General features: G+C 62.3%; 15 protein-coding genes and 1 tRNA gene. 7 read left to right on the top strand and 9 right to left on the bottom strand.

Features of this window, described 5'->3' with window-relative positions:
• The first annotated feature begins 5 nt into the window (after positions 1-5).
• Entirely contained in the window at positions 6-770 is a 765-nt protein-coding gene (locus tag V1294_RS27585; protein ID WP_334361069.1) for an SDR family oxidoreductase, read from the top strand.
• A 113-nt stretch (positions 771-883) separates the two neighbouring features.
• On the opposite strand, the gene V1294_RS27590 is transcribed toward V1294_RS27585, so the two are convergent.
• The gene (locus tag V1294_RS27590; protein WP_334501567.1) at positions 884-2,110 is read right to left on the bottom strand and encodes an MFS transporter; all 1,227 of its coding nucleotides are present in this window, start codon (positions 2,108-2,110) and stop codon (positions 884-886) included.
• A gap of 112 nt (positions 2,111-2,222) precedes the next feature.
• Between V1294_RS27590 and V1294_RS27595 the strand changes: the two genes are divergently transcribed.
• Positions 2,223-3,473: a NupC/NupG family nucleoside CNT transporter gene (locus tag V1294_RS27595; protein ID WP_334501570.1), complete on the top strand. Its 1,251-nt coding sequence runs from the start codon at positions 2,223-2,225 to the stop codon at positions 3,471-3,473.
• A 135-nt stretch (positions 3,474-3,608) separates the two neighbouring features.
• Here the strand turns inward: V1294_RS27595 and V1294_RS27600 are convergent, their stop codons facing one another.
• Together V1294_RS27600 and V1294_RS27605 are read right to left on the bottom strand one after the other, a co-directional pair.
• Complete coding sequence (locus tag V1294_RS27600) at positions 3,609-4,157, bottom strand: cupin domain-containing protein (RefSeq protein WP_334501574.1); 549 nt, start codon at positions 4,155-4,157, stop codon at positions 3,609-3,611.
• A gap of 145 nt (positions 4,158-4,302) precedes the next feature.
• Entirely contained in the window at positions 4,303-4,590 is a 288-nt protein-coding gene (locus V1294_RS27605; RefSeq protein ID WP_334479234.1) for an usg protein, read from the bottom strand.
• A gap of 381 nt (positions 4,591-4,971) precedes the next feature.
• Between V1294_RS27605 and V1294_RS27610 the strand changes: the two genes are divergently transcribed.
• From V1294_RS27610 to V1294_RS27630, 5 genes are all read left to right on the top strand, one after another.
• Positions 4,972-5,286, top strand: a complete 315-nt coding sequence (locus tag V1294_RS27610) for a co-chaperone GroES (RefSeq protein WP_108516645.1) — start codon at positions 4,972-4,974, stop codon at positions 5,284-5,286.
• 91 nt (positions 5,287-5,377) lie between these two features.
• The gene (gene groL, locus V1294_RS27615) at positions 5,378-7,021 is read left to right on the top strand and encodes a chaperonin GroEL (protein ID WP_334479232.1); all 1,644 of its coding nucleotides are present in this window, start codon (positions 5,378-5,380) and stop codon (positions 7,019-7,021) included.
• A gap of 392 nt (positions 7,022-7,413) precedes the next feature.
• Positions 7,414-7,875, top strand: a complete 462-nt coding sequence (locus V1294_RS27620) for a phasin family protein (protein WP_334479231.1) — start codon at positions 7,414-7,416, stop codon at positions 7,873-7,875.
• A 219-nt stretch (positions 7,876-8,094) separates the two neighbouring features.
• Positions 8,095-8,307 (top strand): hypothetical protein, encoded by a 213-nt coding sequence (locus tag V1294_RS27625; RefSeq protein WP_108516927.1) that lies wholly within the window; start codon positions 8,095-8,097, stop codon positions 8,305-8,307.
• Between the two features lie 41 nt (positions 8,308-8,348).
• Positions 8,349-8,546: a hypothetical protein gene (locus tag V1294_RS27630; RefSeq protein ID WP_334479229.1), complete on the top strand. Its 198-nt coding sequence runs from the start codon at positions 8,349-8,351 to the stop codon at positions 8,544-8,546.
• Positions 8,547-8,640: 94 nt separating this feature from the next.
• Here the strand turns inward: V1294_RS27630 and V1294_RS27635 are convergent, their stop codons facing one another.
• The 6 genes from V1294_RS27635 to V1294_RS27660 all read right to left on the bottom strand — a co-directional run bounded on the left by V1294_RS27635 (position 8,641) and on the right by V1294_RS27660 (position 15,702).
• Positions 8,641-9,402, bottom strand: coding sequence for a Crp/Fnr family transcriptional regulator (locus tag V1294_RS27635; protein WP_334479228.1), 762 nt, complete (start codon positions 9,400-9,402; stop codon positions 8,641-8,643).
• A gap of 572 nt (positions 9,403-9,974) precedes the next feature.
• Positions 9,975-11,126: a slipin family protein gene (locus V1294_RS27640; protein ID WP_334501576.1), complete on the bottom strand. Its 1,152-nt coding sequence runs from the start codon at positions 11,124-11,126 to the stop codon at positions 9,975-9,977.
• Positions 11,127-11,534: 408 nt separating this feature from the next.
• A tRNA-OTHER gene (locus V1294_RS27645) sits at positions 11,535-11,606 on the bottom strand.
• 221 nt (positions 11,607-11,827) lie between these two features.
• Positions 11,828-12,589 (bottom strand): signal peptidase I, encoded by a 762-nt coding sequence (gene lepB / locus V1294_RS27650; protein ID WP_442895467.1) that lies wholly within the window; start codon positions 12,587-12,589, stop codon positions 11,828-11,830.
• Positions 12,590-12,903: 314 nt separating this feature from the next.
• Entirely contained in the window at positions 12,904-14,091 is a 1,188-nt protein-coding gene (locus V1294_RS27655) for a DUF2778 domain-containing protein (RefSeq protein ID WP_334501580.1), read from the bottom strand.
• Positions 14,092-14,361: 270 nt separating this feature from the next.
• Positions 14,362-15,702 carry an RtcB family protein gene (locus V1294_RS27660; RefSeq protein ID WP_334501582.1) on the bottom strand — a complete coding sequence of 447 codons (1,341 nt, stop codon included), beginning with the start codon at positions 15,700-15,702 and terminating at the stop codon, positions 14,362-14,364.
• Positions 15,703-15,895: the final 193 nt, after the last annotated feature.

Raw genomic sequence — 15,895 nt, forward strand, 5'->3', positions numbered from 1 at the left:
AAACAATGGCCGACGCAACAAACAAGATCGCAATCGTCACCGGTGCCGGCACCGGCGTCGGGCGCGCCGCATCGCTGGCGCTGATGAATGCCGGCTTCACCGTGGTGCTCGCCGGACGCCGCATGGAGATGCTGGAAGAAACCAAAAAGCTCGGCGACAATGTCGGCAAGAGCCTGTGCGTGTCGGCCGACATGACCAACCCCGGCTCGATCGCAGCGCTGTTCGCCAAGGTGATGGACACCTATGGCCGGCTCGACGTTCTCTTCAACAATGCCGGCATGGGCGCGCCGCCGGTGAATTTCGAGGATCTCAGCCTCGAACAATGGCAGGCGGTGGTGAACACCAACCTCACCGGCCCCTTCCTGTGCACTCAGCACGCCTTCCGGATCATGAAGGACCAGAACCCGCGCGGTGGTCGCATCATCAACAACGGCTCGATCTCGGCGCACGCGCCGCGGCCGTTCTCTGCCGCCTATACCTCAACCAAGCACGCGATTACCGGCCTGACCAAGGCTTCCAATCTCGACGGCCGCATGTACGATATCGCGGTCGGCCAAGTCGACATCGGCAATGCCGCGACCCCGATGACGGACCGCATGGTCGCCGGCCCCGGCGTGATGCAGCCCGATGGCACGATGAAACACGAGCCGCGCATGGACGCGAAGGCCGTCGGCGATGCCGTGGCCTACATGGCCGGCCTGCCGCTCGACGCCAACGTGCTGTTCATGACGGTGATGGCGACCAAGATGCCGTTCGTCGGACGCGGCTGATTCAACAGCCGTCATTGCGAGGAGCGTTAGCGACGAAGCAATCCATGCCTCCGCAAGTGGCGCAATGGATTGCTTCGCTTCGCTCGCAATGACGACTGAGGGACGCGCGCCCCCTACTCCAGCTTCTCCACCTTCCGCAGCGCCGGAAACAGCTTCATCCAGAGCAGCGCGATCGCGATCGTGCCGACGCCGCCGAGTACGGCGGCCGGCACCGTGCCGAACAACGCCGCCGTGACGCCGCTCTCGAACTGGCCGAGCTGGTTGGAGGCATTGATGAACAGGAAATTGACCGCGCCGACCCGGCCGCGCATCTCGTCGGGCGTCGAAAGCTGCACCAACGAGAAGCGGATCACCACGCTGATCGTATCGGCCGCGCCCAGCATCGCCAGCGCCAGCACCGACAGCCACATCCACTGCGAGAGGGCGAATATCACCGTCGCCGCGCCAAACACGATCACAGCCTGAAACATCCGCAATCCGATATGTCGGTTGATAACGTAGCGCGCCAGCACGATCGTCATCAGCAGCGCCCCGACCGCAGGCGCGGCGCGCAGGATGCCGAGACCCAGCGGGCCCGTTTCGAGAATGTCACGGGCATAGATCGGCAGCAGCGCCGTGACGCCGCCGAGCAGCACGGCGAACAGGTCGAGCGAGATAGTGCCGAGAATGGCCGGGTTGTTGCGGATGAAGCGGACGCCGGCAAAGATGTCACCCGCAACCGCATCCTCCGCTTTCGAAGGCTCCTGCTTCGCGATGTGGATGAAGCCGGTCAGGACCGCGCCCACCAGCCAGAATACGACAATGACGAAATACGGCAGGCTCGGCGCGAACACATAGGCCAAACCGCCGAGCGCAGGTCCCGTGATGGTCGCGACCTGGGCGGCGCCGGAGGAGATCGCGGTCGCGCGCTGCAGCGAGCCCTTTGGCGTTATCAGCGGTAGCAGCGCGGCCGTGGCGGGGCTTTCGAAGGCGCCGGCGATGCCGATCACGAAGGTGGCGATGAATATCTGCGTCACGGTGAGCCAGCCGGCAAAGGTGCTGACGGCCAGAAACAGCGCCGTCGCCGCTTCCGCGAGTTGGCAAAGCTGCACCACGCGCTTGCGCTCAAACCGGTCGGCGGCGTGGCCGGCCACGAACACCAGCAGCGCCGTGGGCAGGAATTGCACCAGCCCGACCATGCCGAGATCGAAGGCGCTGCCGGTGATGTCGTAGATCTGCCAGCCGATCGCGACCGCCGCGATCTGGCTGGAAAAGCGCGACAGGCTGCGCGACAGCAGGAAGAACAGGAACGGGGCGTGCCTGAGCAGATCGCGGGCGCCTACCGGCATCGTCGAGGACATGGGCAAGAGCGGTGGCCGAGCGCGGTGCCGATGTCAACGGGCGGGCCCGCAACACGGCATTGCGCGGCCGCGCAGCGCTGGCATAATCGTTGCCGGGGTTGGCGGGGGATTCATGCTGCAACTGCAATCTGCGTTTGGCGTGCTGGCGTTGCTGGCGATCGCATGGGCGCTTGGCGAGAACCGCCGCGCGGTTTCGTTACGGCAAATCGTGGTTGGCCTTGCCGTCACCATCGTCACGGCGCTGGTGCTGCTCAAGCTGCCGCCGGTGGCAAAGGCGTTCGGCGCCATCAACGACGCCGTCAACACAATCGCGGCGGCGACGCGCGCCGGCACGTCCTTCGTGTTCGGCTATCTCGGTGGCGGCGCACTTCCGTTCGACCTCAAGGCGCCGGGCGCGGATTTCATTTTGGCATTTCAGGCGCTGCCGATTGTGCTGGTCATGAGCGTTCTGACGACACTCTTGTTCTACTGGCGCATCCTGCCGCCGATCGTGCGCGGCATGGCGTGGCTCCTGGAGCACACGCTCGGCGTCGGCGGCGCGGTGGGACTGTCGGCCGCAGCCAATATCTTCCTCGGCATGGTTGAGGCGCCGCTGTTCATCCGCCCCTATCTGGCGCAGCTCACGCGCAGCGAATTGTTCCTGGTCATGACCGGCGGCATGGCCGGCATCGCCGGCACCGTGCTGGTGCTCTACGCCACCTTCCTCGCGCCACTGATCCCGGATGCGGCGGCGCATTTTGTCATTGCCTCCGTATTGGGCGCGCCGGCGGCGATCCTGGTCAGCCTGATCATGGTGCCGGAGACTTCGGACAAGCGCACCGGCGGATCTTTGGAAGATCCCGATATGCACGCGTCCTCGACCATGGACGCCATCGCCAAGGGTACCGCGGCCGGGCTCGAATTGCTGCTCAACATCATCGCGATGCTCTTGGTGCTGGTTGCGCTGGTCTATCTCGTCAACGCGATCCTCGGACTGTTGCCCGAGGTCGGCAGCGCCAAAATTTCGCTGCAGCGCCTGCTCGGCTACCTGATGGCACCGGTGTGCTGGCTGATGGGCCTGCCCTGGCCGCAGGCGATCACGGCCGGCAGCCTGATGGGCACCAAGACCGTGCTCAACGAATTGATCGCCTATGTCGACCTGTCAAAACTCGGCACGGATGCGCTCGATCCCCGCTCGCGCCTGATCATGCTCTATGCGATGTGCGGTTTTGCTAACTTCGCCAGCCTCGGCATCATGATCGGCGGCCTCGGCACCATGGCGCCTGAACGGCGCGAGGAGATCAATGCGCTGGGATTGAAGTCGATTGTGTCAGGCACGCTGACGACGTGTTTGATGGGGGCGGTGGTGGGGGTGATGACGTAACGCTCTCTCCGTCGTTCCGGGGCGACGCGTCAGCGTCGAACTACGATGTGCAATTGCACATCGGAGAACCTCGAGATTCTCAGGTGCGCAATTGCGCACCATAGTTCGCTTCGCGCCCCGGAATAACGGCGAGAATTACGACGCCAATTCCACCGTCTTGAACTCCGCCGGCAAAATCACTTCCAGCAATTCCACATCGTCGGAATAATCCATGATCAGATGCTTGATGCGCGGCGGCTGGGTCCAGGCGCTGCCTTCCTTCATCAGCGTCTCGCCCTGGCCTTCCATGTAGGTCTTCACCCAGCCCTTGAGCACGTAGACCATCTGGAATTCGACGTCGTGGTAGTGCAGCTTTGAAACTTCCGCCGGATTGCACGGGCCGATCAGTCGGATCACATGCGCCTGCGCCAGGCCATGGGTCGCGTCGGCAATGCCGAGGTCGCGGTAATGCGCGTAAGCGCGCAGGCCGTCGGCCTTGAAATCTTCTTCGCGGTGATGGCTGATGGCGATGCGCTGCTTCGGCCGCGCCTTGGACTTGACCGCTTTGGGGTTCGCGGCGGACACGCCCCTCGCCTTCTTGATGGTCTTGCGGGCTGAGGATTTGGCTGCCGTCTTGTGACCCGACCATTTCTTCTTTACGGCGGGCTGCGCCGCGGCGCGCGACGCGACTTTCTTCTTGGCCATGGGTGCCTCCCTTTTTGTTTGTGGCGGGAGGCTAACACAAAATTTTTTTGTAGGGTGGGCAAAGCGCAAGCGTGCCCACCATCGCGAGCGGAGTGTTAGATGGTGGGCACGGCGCAAGCGCCTTTGCCCGCCCTACGGCATCTCATCAATGCAGCCTGAACACGCCGTCGACCGCGCGCAACTCGGCCGGCTTGATCAGCCTGGAATGCGCGACCGTCACCGAAAACAGCGGGCCATCAAGCTTTTCCTGCCAGAAGGCGAGGAAATCCTTCAGCGCCGGGAATTTCGGAAACAGATCGTAATTCTGCCAGACGTAGGTCTGCAGCAATGCGGGATGATCCGGCATCCGATACAGAATTTGCGCCGTCGTCAGCCCGTAACCCAGCACCTGCTTCCGGAAATCGTCGGAAGCAACTCCAACCCGCGAGACCATGCCAAACCTCCATTGCTGGAAGCGCATTTCACGTGGTGGCCACACACCGAGCCACCCCGGCGGAGATGCGCTCACATGAGAGAAATGTGACGCACGCGACCCTCTCATCACAAGCCTAAATGTTTAATGAATTGTTGAAAATTCACGCGTTAGCAGCAGCTTACCGCACGTGCTAATACAGGGTCCTGGGTCCGGCCGACCCGGTTAATCATGATTAATGAAATTGGCAGGTGTCATATTTGAGTGCCAATTTTTCTGCTAGAAGCCCTTGTCCCCCGAACAAGTCTGGCCTAAATCAGCCGCAGCCGAGTTGGCACTCGCTGGCTCGGACTGCCAAAATTCCAGAATCTGATAACATCTTCAGAAACTTAGGAGGACTGCATGAAATTCCGTCCGCTTCACGACCGCGTCGTGGTCAAGCGCATCGACGCCGAAGAGAAGACCGCTGGCGGCATTATCATTCCGGACAGTGCCAAGGAAAAGCCCTCGCAGGGCGAAATCGTCGCCGTGGGCCCGGGTGGCCGCGACGAAGCCGGCAAGCTGATCCCGATCGACCTCAAGGTCGGCGACCGCGTGTTGTTCGGCAAATGGTCGGGCACCGAGGTCAAGATCGACGGTGAAGATCTCCTGATCATGAAGGAGTCCGACGTCATGGGCGTGCTCGACGTCCCCGCCACCAAGAAGAAGGCTGCCTAAGCGCTTCGCCTGCAACGCTCACCCTGAGGAGCGCCCGCAAGGCGCCTCCCCGACAGGGTGAGAAACAAAGATCAACTCAGGGAAACCAAATATGTCAGCTAAAGAAGTCAAATTCGGCGTCGATGCCCGCGACCGCATGCTGCGCGGCGTGGACATTCTCGCCAACGCCGTCAAGGTGACGCTCGGCCCCAAGGGCCGCAACGTCGTACTCGATAAGTCGTTCGGCGCTCCCCGCATCACCAAGGACGGCGTCACGGTCGCCAAGGAGATCGAGCTCGACGACAAGTTCGAGAACATGGGCGCGCAGATGGTGCGCGAAGTCGCTTCCAAGTCGGCCGACGCGGCCGGCGACGGCACCACCACCGCGACCGTTCTCGCGGCTGCGATCGTCCGTGAAGGCGCCAAGTCGGTTGCCGCCGGCATGAACCCGATGGACCTGAAGCGCGGTATCGATCTCGCGGTGGAAGCCGTGGTCGCCGACCTCGTCAAGAACTCCAAGAAGGTCACCTCGAACGAGGAAATCGCCCAGGTCGGCACCATCTCCGCCAACGGCGACGCCGAAATCGGCAAGTTCCTTGCCGACGCCATGAAGAAGGTCGGCAACGAAGGCGTCATCACGGTTGAGGAAGCCAAGTCGCTCGAGACCGAACTCGACGTCGTCGAGGGCATGCAGTTCGACCGCGGCTACATCTCGCCCTACTTCGTCACCAACGCCGACAAGATGCGCGTTGAAATGGACGATGCCTACATCCTGATCAACGAGAAGAAGCTCTCCTCGCTGAACGAGCTGCTGCCGCTGCTCGAAGCCGTGGTGCAGACCGGCAAGCCGCTGGTCATCGTCGCGGAAGACGTCGAAGGCGAGGCCTTGGCCACGCTTGTCGTGAACCGTCTCCGTGGTGGCCTCAAGGTCGCGGCCGTCAAGGCTCCGGGCTTCGGCGATCGCCGCAAGGCCATGCTGCAGGACATCGCCGTTCTGACTGGTGGTCAGGCGATCTCGGAAGATCTCGGCATCAAGCTCGAGAACGTCACCCTGCAGATGCTCGGCCGCGCCAAGAAGGTGATGATCGACAAGGAAAACACCACCATCGTCAACGGTGCCGGCAAGAAGGCCGACATCGAGGCGCGCGTCCAGCAGATCAAGGCGCAGATCGAGGAAACCACCTCGGACTACGACCGTGAGAAGCTGCAGGAGCGTCTGGCCAAGCTCGCGGGCGGCGTCGCGGTGATCCGCGTCGGCGGCGCGACCGAAGTCGAGGTGAAGGAGCGCAAGGATCGCGTGGATGACGCGATGCATGCGACCCGTGCGGCGGTTGAAGAAGGCATCGTGCCGGGCGGCGGCGTCGCCCTGCTCCGCGCCTCCGAGCAGCTCAAGCGCATCAGGACCGCCAACGACGACCAGAAGACCGGTGTCGAGATCGTGCGCAAGGCGCTCTCCGCGCCGGCCCGCCAGATCGCGATCAACGCAGGCGAAGACGGCTCCGTCATCGTCGGCAAGATCCTCGAGAAGGAGCAGTACAATTACGGCTTCGACTCGCAGACCGGCGAATACGGCAACCTGGTCTCCAAGGGCATCATCGACCCGACCAAGGTGGTTCGTGCGGCGATCCAGAACGCGGCGTCAGTCGCGGCTCTCCTGATCACCACCGAAGCCATGATCGCCGAACTGCCGAAGAAGAACCAGGGCGCCGGCGCCGGCATGCCTCCGGGCGGCGGCATGGGCGGCATGGACTTCTAAGTCCAGCGACTCAGGCGATCCAAGAAATGCAAAACCCCGGCAGCGATGCCGGGGTTTTTGTTTGGACGGACGATGGAAATGCCTGCCGCGACGCGACGAACGCCGACGTTCCCCTCGCAACGCTACGCTGAAGAAAAAGCTTCCTGCTCCCTGAGATATCCCTCTTATGCACAGGGCTCCGTAGATATACGATCGTATGCGTTGACAATCTCAAAAAAAATTTTTGCGAGAGTCGCAATTCGAACCGACGCTCCGCTTCTCTTGACGCAAAGTCGTATCGGGTCGGGGCTAAATCAAAGCTCATCCAAAATCTGATCGAACACGGAGCGTGAGCTCTCGTGACGCAAGCGAGCGTTGCGGAGAATGCTTTCGCTTGAGAGGAGTAATGCTGCGTGAGTGAAAGCGAAATGAAAGTAACAGCCAACGGAACCAATGTCTTCGGGATGCCGCTACCGGACTTCTCGAAATTCGCCTTGCCCGGCATCGGCGGCAACGAGCAGGCCCTCGCCCGCACCCGGGAAGGCTTCGAGAAGATCAAGGCCGCGTCGGAGGAGATGACGGAAGCGCTGCGCGAGACCTATTCGGGCAACGCCAGAAGCGCGACCGACTATGGGCTGAAGGTGCTTGAAATCTCAAACGCCAATGCCGCCTCAGCGCTCGATTTCTTGATCCATCTCTGTGGCAGCAAGTCAGCGACCGAGGTCTTCACCTTGTCGGCGGCGCAAACGCGCAAGGCGTTCGACACCGCTTCCGACCAGAACAGGGAATTGTGGGCGCTTGCCCAGAAGCTTGCGACCGAAACGGGTGAACCGATCAGGAAGCACTTCACCAAGGTTATCCACCAAGCAGGCTAAAAAAGCCCGCTCAGTTCACGTCTAGGAATTTGTTCTGAGGAGGGATCCGGCCGGTTGGAACAAGCCAAGCAGCGAGCATGCAGCCCCCACTGGCCGACGCTCGCGCTGAACAAGGTGCGCGATGCCCCCCAAGTAACCCGCACCGACAACAGGCGCATTCCAACCGGCCGGTGCTTTCTTTCGAAATACACACACAAACCAATCGCAAGGGAGGGCGACATGGGTATGGTCATGGTCAAATGTCCGCAAACCGGACTGGCGATTCCCACCGGCATCAAGACTGATCGCGAAAGCTTTGGGCGCAGCGCGGTGTTTTTCTCGCGCACGCGTTGCGTGATCTGCCACACCGATCACGCGTGGTTTGCACGCGAAGCCTGGGTCGACGAGCCGAGCATCCGGGTGCGGCGTCGCAGGGCGGCCTCCCCGGCCTAATCGTCGACACAGATCGAACGACGATCGCGATGGAGGACACCATGGCGCGCATGCAAATCTCATCTGAAACTTCAACCTGGCTGCTGCAGGCCAAGGCCTTTCTCGACGAAGCGCGACGGCGGAAGCCGGGCCCTGAACGCAACGAGCTGCGCGAGACGGCAAAGGTACTGCGCGAGCTTGCGAAACTCGAGGCGGCGTCCGAGCAAGCCCTCGAACGTGATTGGCGGCAGAGAACCTGACCGAGCGCAGGATCCGCTCGTTGATGGGCTTTTCCCGGAACGCCGCAGCAGCACGTCGCGACGTGGAAAGTTCAAGCGGTCGCGCGAAACGCGCTTACCTGACACCGCCCGATTTGATTTCGGGGGTGCGCCCGGCTTCGAGCAGACCTCTCGCGCGGGATTGGTCCGAATTCGCTAAGAGAATCTCCTCAACTTCGAGGCGCATGACCCGATGGCATTCGCACGCGGCCGCCGCGAGCCGCGCCCGGTCGATCTCGATCAGACCTCGTCGATCGGACCTGATCGCTCCGCGCGCGCGCAGATTACGCATCAGGAGCGTCACCGTCGTGCGTCGCACACCGAGCATTTGCGACAGCGCGTGCTGGGTGAGCGGGAGCGCATCATGGTCGACGCGGTCGCGCAACTGAAGCAGCCAGCGGGCCATGCGGGCTTCGACCGGGTGCAGCGCGTTGCAGGCCAAGCCGAGCTGGAACTGCATCAACATCGCCTTGACGTGATTCTGAACCATGCGTCGGATCGCGGGACTGCGGTTAAAGAGGCCAAGGAATCGCGATGCAGGGATTCGAGACGCGGTGCCGGCCGCGCGAACGACGGCTGTCGTGGCCGAAGGTGATGGCCCGAGCACCGAAAGAATGCCGACGGCTCCCTCACGCCCGATTGCCGCGGTGGCAACCGTGTGCCCGTCCGCCATGTCAATCATCAAGGTGATCGCGCCGCTGTGGGGAAAGACGACGTAATCGATATCGTCACCCGCCCGCGAAAGAACCGCGTCCTGATCGAGCGCGATCATTTCAAGTTCGGGTTCCAGCAAATCGAAGTCCGGTGCAGGCAATGCTGCAAGAAGGCGATTGCCCATTCCGCCGCGAGGCTTCACTGCGGAGAACCCGCTGTGACGTGTCTGCGGCGTTCTCCATTGGGAGTGTCGCGAAACGGCCGATTCAACATTGATTAAATTTGCTCTCTCTAAGCGTACTCACACAAACACGCTCTCACCCTAACAACAAACTCCAAACGCTCGGCCGCGAGGCGGACCTTCTGCTCGCAGGGCCTTAGGAAGTTAGATGCAAATGGGCCGACGAACGCAACCGCAAAATACGCATGGGTAACACCGTAAGCTTACGGGACCGTGCGGTTCCAATTCCGGCGCATGGCATGCCGACAGGCGTTTGCGGCCTTTGCTTCTCAATGGCGGCCGTAGCCACGACGAGAGCCGCGTCGCGCGTTGCGGTAATACAGCCACTAGTGTCACGCTATTGCACTACCGTCTCGATCCGCTCGTAACGAATAGCAGGCGGCGTGCCATTGCCGCCGGCATCGAGCGAAAAGAAAATCATGCCCACGCGACCGACGACATTCTCCAGTGGAATGTATCCTACCGCCGATCGGCGGGCATGAAAATGAAGGGCCGCCCGTGGGCGACCCTTCCTGTCACGCATTCTCCGCGGGCTTGAAGCGGACCAGCTTTGTGAGCAGCGCGTCGAAGCCCTGCCCGTCACCCGCATGAAGGTCGATCCGGCCGACCTTCTCCACCAGCCGCTCCAGCGACTCCAGCTCCTTGAGCCGGAGCAGCAGAGGGTTCTCCTCCATCAGCTTGGCGGTGTTCAGGAGCGAGCGCGTCGCCGCGGTCTCTTCCTGCCGGCGGATCAGGTTCGCCTTTGCGACCCGCTCCGCCTCCACCACCTTGTTGACGAGCTCGCGGATCTCGCCAGGAAGGATCACGTCCTTCACGCCGAGTTCGGAGACCTCGACACCGCTGTCGGCGATGCGCTCGCGCACGTAGTCGCGCAGCTCCGCATCCAGCGCAGCCTTCGCCGAGAGCACCTCGTCGAGCGTGCGGCCGGCAACCGCCTCACGGATAGCGAACTGCACCAGCCGGTACAGCCACGCATCCACGTCGGGCACGGCCGCGACCACGCGCTCGGGGTCGACGATCCGGCGGAATGCCGTCAGGGTCACCCGCAGTGCGATGCGATCCCTGGTCAGCATTTCCTGCGCGGTGATCTCGACCGCCTGGGGACGCAGATCGAGGCGCTTCACCTCGATCTTGCGGCCGGCGATCCAGAAGGCGTGCCGGCCGGGCGCGAGCCGCTCCACCAGCCGGCCCTCGACATAGAGCAGACCGGCCTCGTGGTTCTCGACCACCGCTTCCGTCACGATGGTAGGACGGTTGCGCTCGATCATCGCCAGGTGACGCGCGGTCACGCGGGGATCGCTGGCCACATCGATGCGCTCGACATCGACCGAGGTTGCGACCTTCCAGTAGACGCGCGCCTGCCAGGGCGTCATCAGGTGCACGGGACGACCGTCAAGGCTGACGATGGCGATCTCGTTCGCCTTGGTCTCGACAGCCTCGAACAGCTCGGCGGCCAGATCAGGCCGCGCGGCCTTCAGCACCGCGTAACGCTCCGCGGGGAATTCCGCGCGAACGACGCTGAAGATCTCCGCCGTCAACTGACGCCGCAGATCGAACAGCCGGTGACGACCGGGTTCGAGCACGCCCTCGAGCCTGCCGTTACGCGTCAGCAACGCGCGCTCGCCATCCTTCACTGTCAGCGTCTTCATCAGCAAATGCCAGGTCATGGCACGCCTCCATGGTTTGCCGTCCGGCCCTCGCGGGGTCGGAAAGCGGGTTTCGTTTTGCAAACGACGTGAGGACGCGGACGACGCTTCCTGAAAGCTCGGCGGGCCGGGTTTGAGCTTGCGCAGATAGCGGGCGCACGCGCTCAATCGCTCGACGTGCGTCGAGCGGTCAAACGTTGCCACCCGGCATCAACGCAAGCGGTATCCACCGCGGCGCAAAGCCGGTCTCACAGTGTCTAGGTTCGGACGAAAAGCCTTGCGGCAATACGGCCGGACTGCGACTGAAGCGCGCGTCCGGTCCCCTTCAATGGGAATCAGCGTATTAGGCTGAACCGGAGCGGAGCGGGATTCGAACCCGCGACCCGATGATTATGATTCATCTGCTCTACCCAACTGAGCTATCCTTTGTGGTGCCATAGACCGGAATCGAACCGGCGACCTTCGGGTCACCCCGACGCCCTACCGCTGAGCTACTATCGCGTCTTCACCTGGCGGAACACGAAACCGGAAACCGGCCCGCGCCAGTCGGGATCACAACGAGCCCGAACCCATGGCCAAAGCGAAGGAGCGGGTCAATAAACGAAACATCTTTCAGTTGCAAGAGCGTTTTCAAAAATTCCGCACCCGTTGTGACTTCTCCGTCACAATGCGATCAGTCGATGCCGCGGCCATAGTAAGCCGTCGCCGCGCGAAGATCGCGATCAATGCACAAGCATGCCTATGCGTTCGGTCCGCACGATCGAAGGGGCTCCGCCGGCACGGGGCGCCCGTGAAAAATAGATAAGACCTGCGCGGCCGACGATATTCTCCAGCGGTATATAGCCGACCGCCGAAAGCACCCGGCTGTCGGTGGAATTGTCGCGGTTATCGCCCAGCACGAAGATGTGGCCATCCGGGACCTGGTAAACATTCGTGTTGTCGTAGAAGCCGTTGTCGACGCAATCGAGCGTCTCATAGCTCACGCCGTTCATCAGTGTTTCGCGCCAGCGCTTGGTTCGGTTGCCATCACCTATCCCGCACGGCTCGTCGACGGCGATATCGGACAACCTCTGCCGCACGACTGGTACGCCGTTGATGAAGAGCAGTCCTTGCCGCATTTGAATAGTGTCGCCGGGCAATCCCACGACGCGCTTGATGTAATCGACCGAGTCGTCTTTTGGAATCCGAAACACAACGACGTCGCCGCGTTCCGGCACCGAGCCGAATATGCGTCCTGGAAACAGACGCGGTGAAAACGGCAGGGAATAGCGGCTGTAGCCGTAGGCATACTTCGAGACGAACAAATTATCGCCTACCAGCAACGTCGGCATCATCGAGCTAGCCGGAATGTAGAACGGATGGAACAGGAACGTGCGGAGGACGATCGGCGAGAATAGCGGGATCGCCAAAATAACGGCTACGGCAATAAGAGCGATCTTGCCCCATCGCAGTGGGGATCGGCCTGTGTCCCGAACCAATGTCATATTTGCCCAGCCCTGATCGCTCGCGACCAAAATAGCCGAGATGACGTCAAATGCAACCATACATTGTTTACAGGCAACCGTCGTCGAAACAGCTTCGTCGCCCGAATGAGCGACATCCGGGACGCTCTAACACTGCCACCGTCATTGCGAGCGAAGCGAAGCAATCCATTGCCACCTCGTGCGCGGAAAGATGGATTGCTTCGCTTCGCTCGCAATGACGTGGGTGAGCCGCGTGCGGGATCGTCCGGCCAGGCCGGACAAAAACCTCGGCGAGCTGCTTGAAATTCGAATCTGGTTTGAGGCGGCGGCGCCGCCTACTGGATCTTCGCCAGCACCGCGAGGCGGCGGATGCCCTTGTTCTTGTAGGCGTCGAGGAACGCGTAGTAGTCCTTGAACGAGACGCAGCCGTTGGACTGGCCGCTCGGCCCGAGCATGTAGGTGTGCGCGAGCAATCCGTCGCGGCCGTGGATTTTTTCCTCGCCGCCGATCGGCGTCAGCCGCAGCGCCGGCACGCCGTGAAACAGCGCCTCGCGCGGCTTCAGTTCGTAAATGTGCGGCGGCGTCACGCCCTGCATCCGCACATGCGAATAGCGCACGTCATCCATCTTGGAGCCGAGCCCCGAATGCGCTTCAAGCCTGGTGCCGTCGGGCAGATACACTGTCTTGGCGGCGATATCGTAGACCGCGGTCTGGCGGTCATAGGGCGGCGCGCCGCCCATCATCGGATTCTGGCTTCGTGTATCGATGATACTGCCGGTCACGCTGGCGTCGGCGGATGCATAGGCCAGGAACCCTCCAGCTGCCGGCTGCTTGCCCCACAGCTTTTCGACCATGGTCTGTTTGTCGTTGGAAGCAATCGACATCACGGCCGCCTTGGCGCGCTGCGCCATGTCGCGAACGGTGGAGCCGGATGCCTTCGCGGTCTTATCCTCCGCAGCCTTGGCTTCCAAAGTCTTGGCTTCGGTCTCTTTCGGCGCCGTGGCCGGAACGTTCAAGGCGAGCTTGGTAGCCGGCGTGGAAACTTTCGGCTTCGGCGTCTCCGCAGGCTTCGACGCCTGAACGGCCTTCGGCGCTTCGGCCGGCGGCGAAGCTTCCGCCAGCCTGGTCGTTTCGACGGGTTGGGGATCGACAGTTCTGGATGGCTGGCCTTGCGCTGCCGCTGCGGCGAACCGTTCGGTGAACATCAGCGAAGACGCAACGTTCTCCGGCGCGGGGATCACCAGCGATTGTTGCGGCAGCGACGCGAATATTTCGTTGAAAGCCGGTCGCACCGGAGGGGCAGCGACCACGGTCGGGTTCTTGACGGCGGGCGCCTCGAAGGCGGCGCTGTTCACGGATGGATAGACGCTGGCGCCGAACACGTTGGTGTAAACGGTCCAGGCGCAGCCCAGCACCAGGCCCGCGACCGCGACACTGCCGAGGAAATATTGGGGAATACCTTTACGGGAAGGTTTCCTGCGGTTGTGCACCGCAGGGCCGAACGCACGCATACGCTTACTCATTCACACAACGCCCAGAACAACAATTCCACCAAGTCCCCCATTTGATGCCGCGTCCGGATAGGTCCCCGACAGCATCTCGCAGAGGCACAGAGCGTCATTAAGGCGACTTTTAGTTAAATCCGGATTAAACCCGGGCGGATCTAAGGCGTGGCTCAACTGCATGGAACTATTAGAGAAATTATCCCCGTAGCGATGCGGGGATTCCGCCACAATCAGGGACATCCGGCGTTTCTGCCCACCGGATGTCCCATATCGGGCCAAATTAAGGCATTAGTCCTTGAACGGGTCGAACTCGTTCTCGCCGGCCATGGCGACCGCGAACGGGCGCAGCGTGTGCTGCACCTTGATCGAGCGAGCGTGTTCGGCCAGCACCTCCGGCAGCCGGCGATAGGCCATCGGGCTTTCATCGAGGTCAGCGCCTACCAGCGTTACGCCACGTGATTGCAGCCAGGCGTCCATCTCGGCCCGCGTGAACCGCCGCTTGGCCTCCTTGCGGCCAAACAGGCGGCCTGCGCCGTGCACCGTCGAGTAGAGCGAAGCCTTCGCCTCCTCGCTGTCGACGCCCTCGACGATGACAGCGTCGTCGCCCATCGATCCGCCGATGAAGCCACGCTGGCCGGGAAATGCCGGGGTTGCGCCCTTGCGAACCACCCACAAATCCTTGCCGCCATGGTTCTCCCGCCACGCATAATTGTGGTGGTTGTGAACCATGTCGGTGACCTCGCCGCCGATGATCCTGCGCACGCGCTCGATCACCCATTCGCGGCCGGCATAGGAGTAGCGCCCGGCGAGTTGCATCGCCGCGATGTAGCGCCGCCCGATCTCGCTGTCCTCGTCGATCACAGCGGGCGGCACGTTCATTCCGTCCTTGCCGCCCGCGGCCTTGAGGTAGCGGGTCGCGCTGGTGTGGCCGAGGCCGCGGCTGCCGAAGTGCACGCCGATCCAGACAAAGCCCGCCTCGTCGCGCAACAGATCGACATAGTGGTTGCCCGATCCGACGGTGCCGAGTTGGGTGACCGCCTTCTGCCGGTAGGCGCCCATGTCGGACTCGCGCCACGCATCAGCGTCGTCGAACAGTTCATGTTCGACACGCTCGTCATTGGTGCGTCCGACGCCGAACGAAATCACGTTGTGCACGTCCTTGATGATCGTGCCGACGTTGCCTTCGATCTGGCTGAACGGCGTGTCGAGGCGCACGGCCATGTTGCCGCAGCCGATGTCGAAGCCGACACCGGAGATGCTGATCTGCTTCTCATAGGCGATCACGCCGCCGACCGGCTGCGCATAGCCGAGATGGCCGTCAGCGCAGATCACACCGGCTACGGCGTTGCCGACCGACATGCAATTGCGCATCTGCGCGATGGTTGCCTCGTCATGCTTGCCGAAGACCTTGAGCGGGCTGTTCTGGTATTGCGCCGCCTGCGGCTTGAGCGCGATATCGGCGGCCACGGCCTCGGCGTCGCGCGCAAGCTTCTCCTTGCGCGCGGCGTCACGAAACAGGCACCACGTCGGCATCGGGCGCTGGCCGGGCCGGTCGATCTTCGCATTGGGGTCGAGCCCGGCCTCAACGGCCAAGGCCCGGGCGCGCTCCTGGTAGGGATCGGATCGCATTTGATCCTCCTTCACTGCAATATACCTCGTTCCGAAGGCCCTTCGGGACTCCGGTAGAATCCCATGTCAGTCGCGACACGGGCCGGTTCGGTTTGCAGGCAGGGAGTCAGGGGGTGCATTTAGCCACGAGGGGCATCGTGCGGATCATTTCTCTCTGCCTGGACGGCAGAGGGATGACCCGCTGCCGCTACGC

This window comes from Bradyrhizobium sp. AZCC 1678 (assembly GCF_036924765.1).
Taxonomy (GTDB): Bacteria; Pseudomonadota; Alphaproteobacteria; order Rhizobiales; family Xanthobacteraceae; genus Bradyrhizobium; species Bradyrhizobium algeriense.

Coding starts and splice junctions, on each gene's coding strand:
- V1294_RS27590 (WP_334501567.1), bottom strand. CDS start 2,110: ATGTCCTCGACGATGCCGGTAGGCGCCCGCGATCTGCTCAGGCACGCC.
- V1294_RS27635 (WP_334479228.1), bottom strand. CDS start 9,402: ATGGGCAATCGCCTTCTTGCAGCATTGCCTGCACCGGACTTCGATTTG.
- V1294_RS27605 (WP_334479234.1), bottom strand. CDS start 4,590: ATGGTCTCGCGGGTTGGAGTTGCTTCCGACGATTTCCGGAAGCAGGTG.
- V1294_RS27660 (WP_334501582.1), bottom strand. CDS start 15,702: ATGCGATCCGATCCCTACCAGGAGCGCGCCCGGGCCTTGGCCGTTGAG.
- V1294_RS27610 (WP_108516645.1), top strand. CDS start 4,972: ATGAAATTCCGTCCGCTTCACGACCGCGTCGTGGTCAAGCGCATCGAC.
- lepB (WP_442895467.1), bottom strand. CDS start 12,589: ATGACATTGGTTCGGGACACAGGCCGATCCCCACTGCGATGGGGCAAG.
- groL (WP_334479232.1), top strand. CDS start 5,378: ATGTCAGCTAAAGAAGTCAAATTCGGCGTCGATGCCCGCGACCGCATG.
- V1294_RS27630 (WP_334479229.1), top strand. CDS start 8,349: ATGGCGCGCATGCAAATCTCATCTGAAACTTCAACCTGGCTGCTGCAG.
- V1294_RS27655 (WP_334501580.1), bottom strand. CDS start 14,091: ATGAGTAAGCGTATGCGTGCGTTCGGCCCTGCGGTGCACAACCGCAGG.
- V1294_RS27595 (WP_334501570.1), top strand. CDS start 2,223: ATGCTGCAACTGCAATCTGCGTTTGGCGTGCTGGCGTTGCTGGCGATC.
- V1294_RS27625 (WP_108516927.1), top strand. CDS start 8,095: ATGGGTATGGTCATGGTCAAATGTCCGCAAACCGGACTGGCGATTCCC.
- V1294_RS27585 (WP_334361069.1), top strand. CDS start 6: ATGGCCGACGCAACAAACAAGATCGCAATCGTCACCGGTGCCGGCACC.
- V1294_RS27600 (WP_334501574.1), bottom strand. CDS start 4,157: ATGGCCAAGAAGAAAGTCGCGTCGCGCGCCGCGGCGCAGCCCGCCGTA.
- V1294_RS27640 (WP_334501576.1), bottom strand. CDS start 11,126: ATGACCTGGCATTTGCTGATGAAGACGCTGACAGTGAAGGATGGCGAG.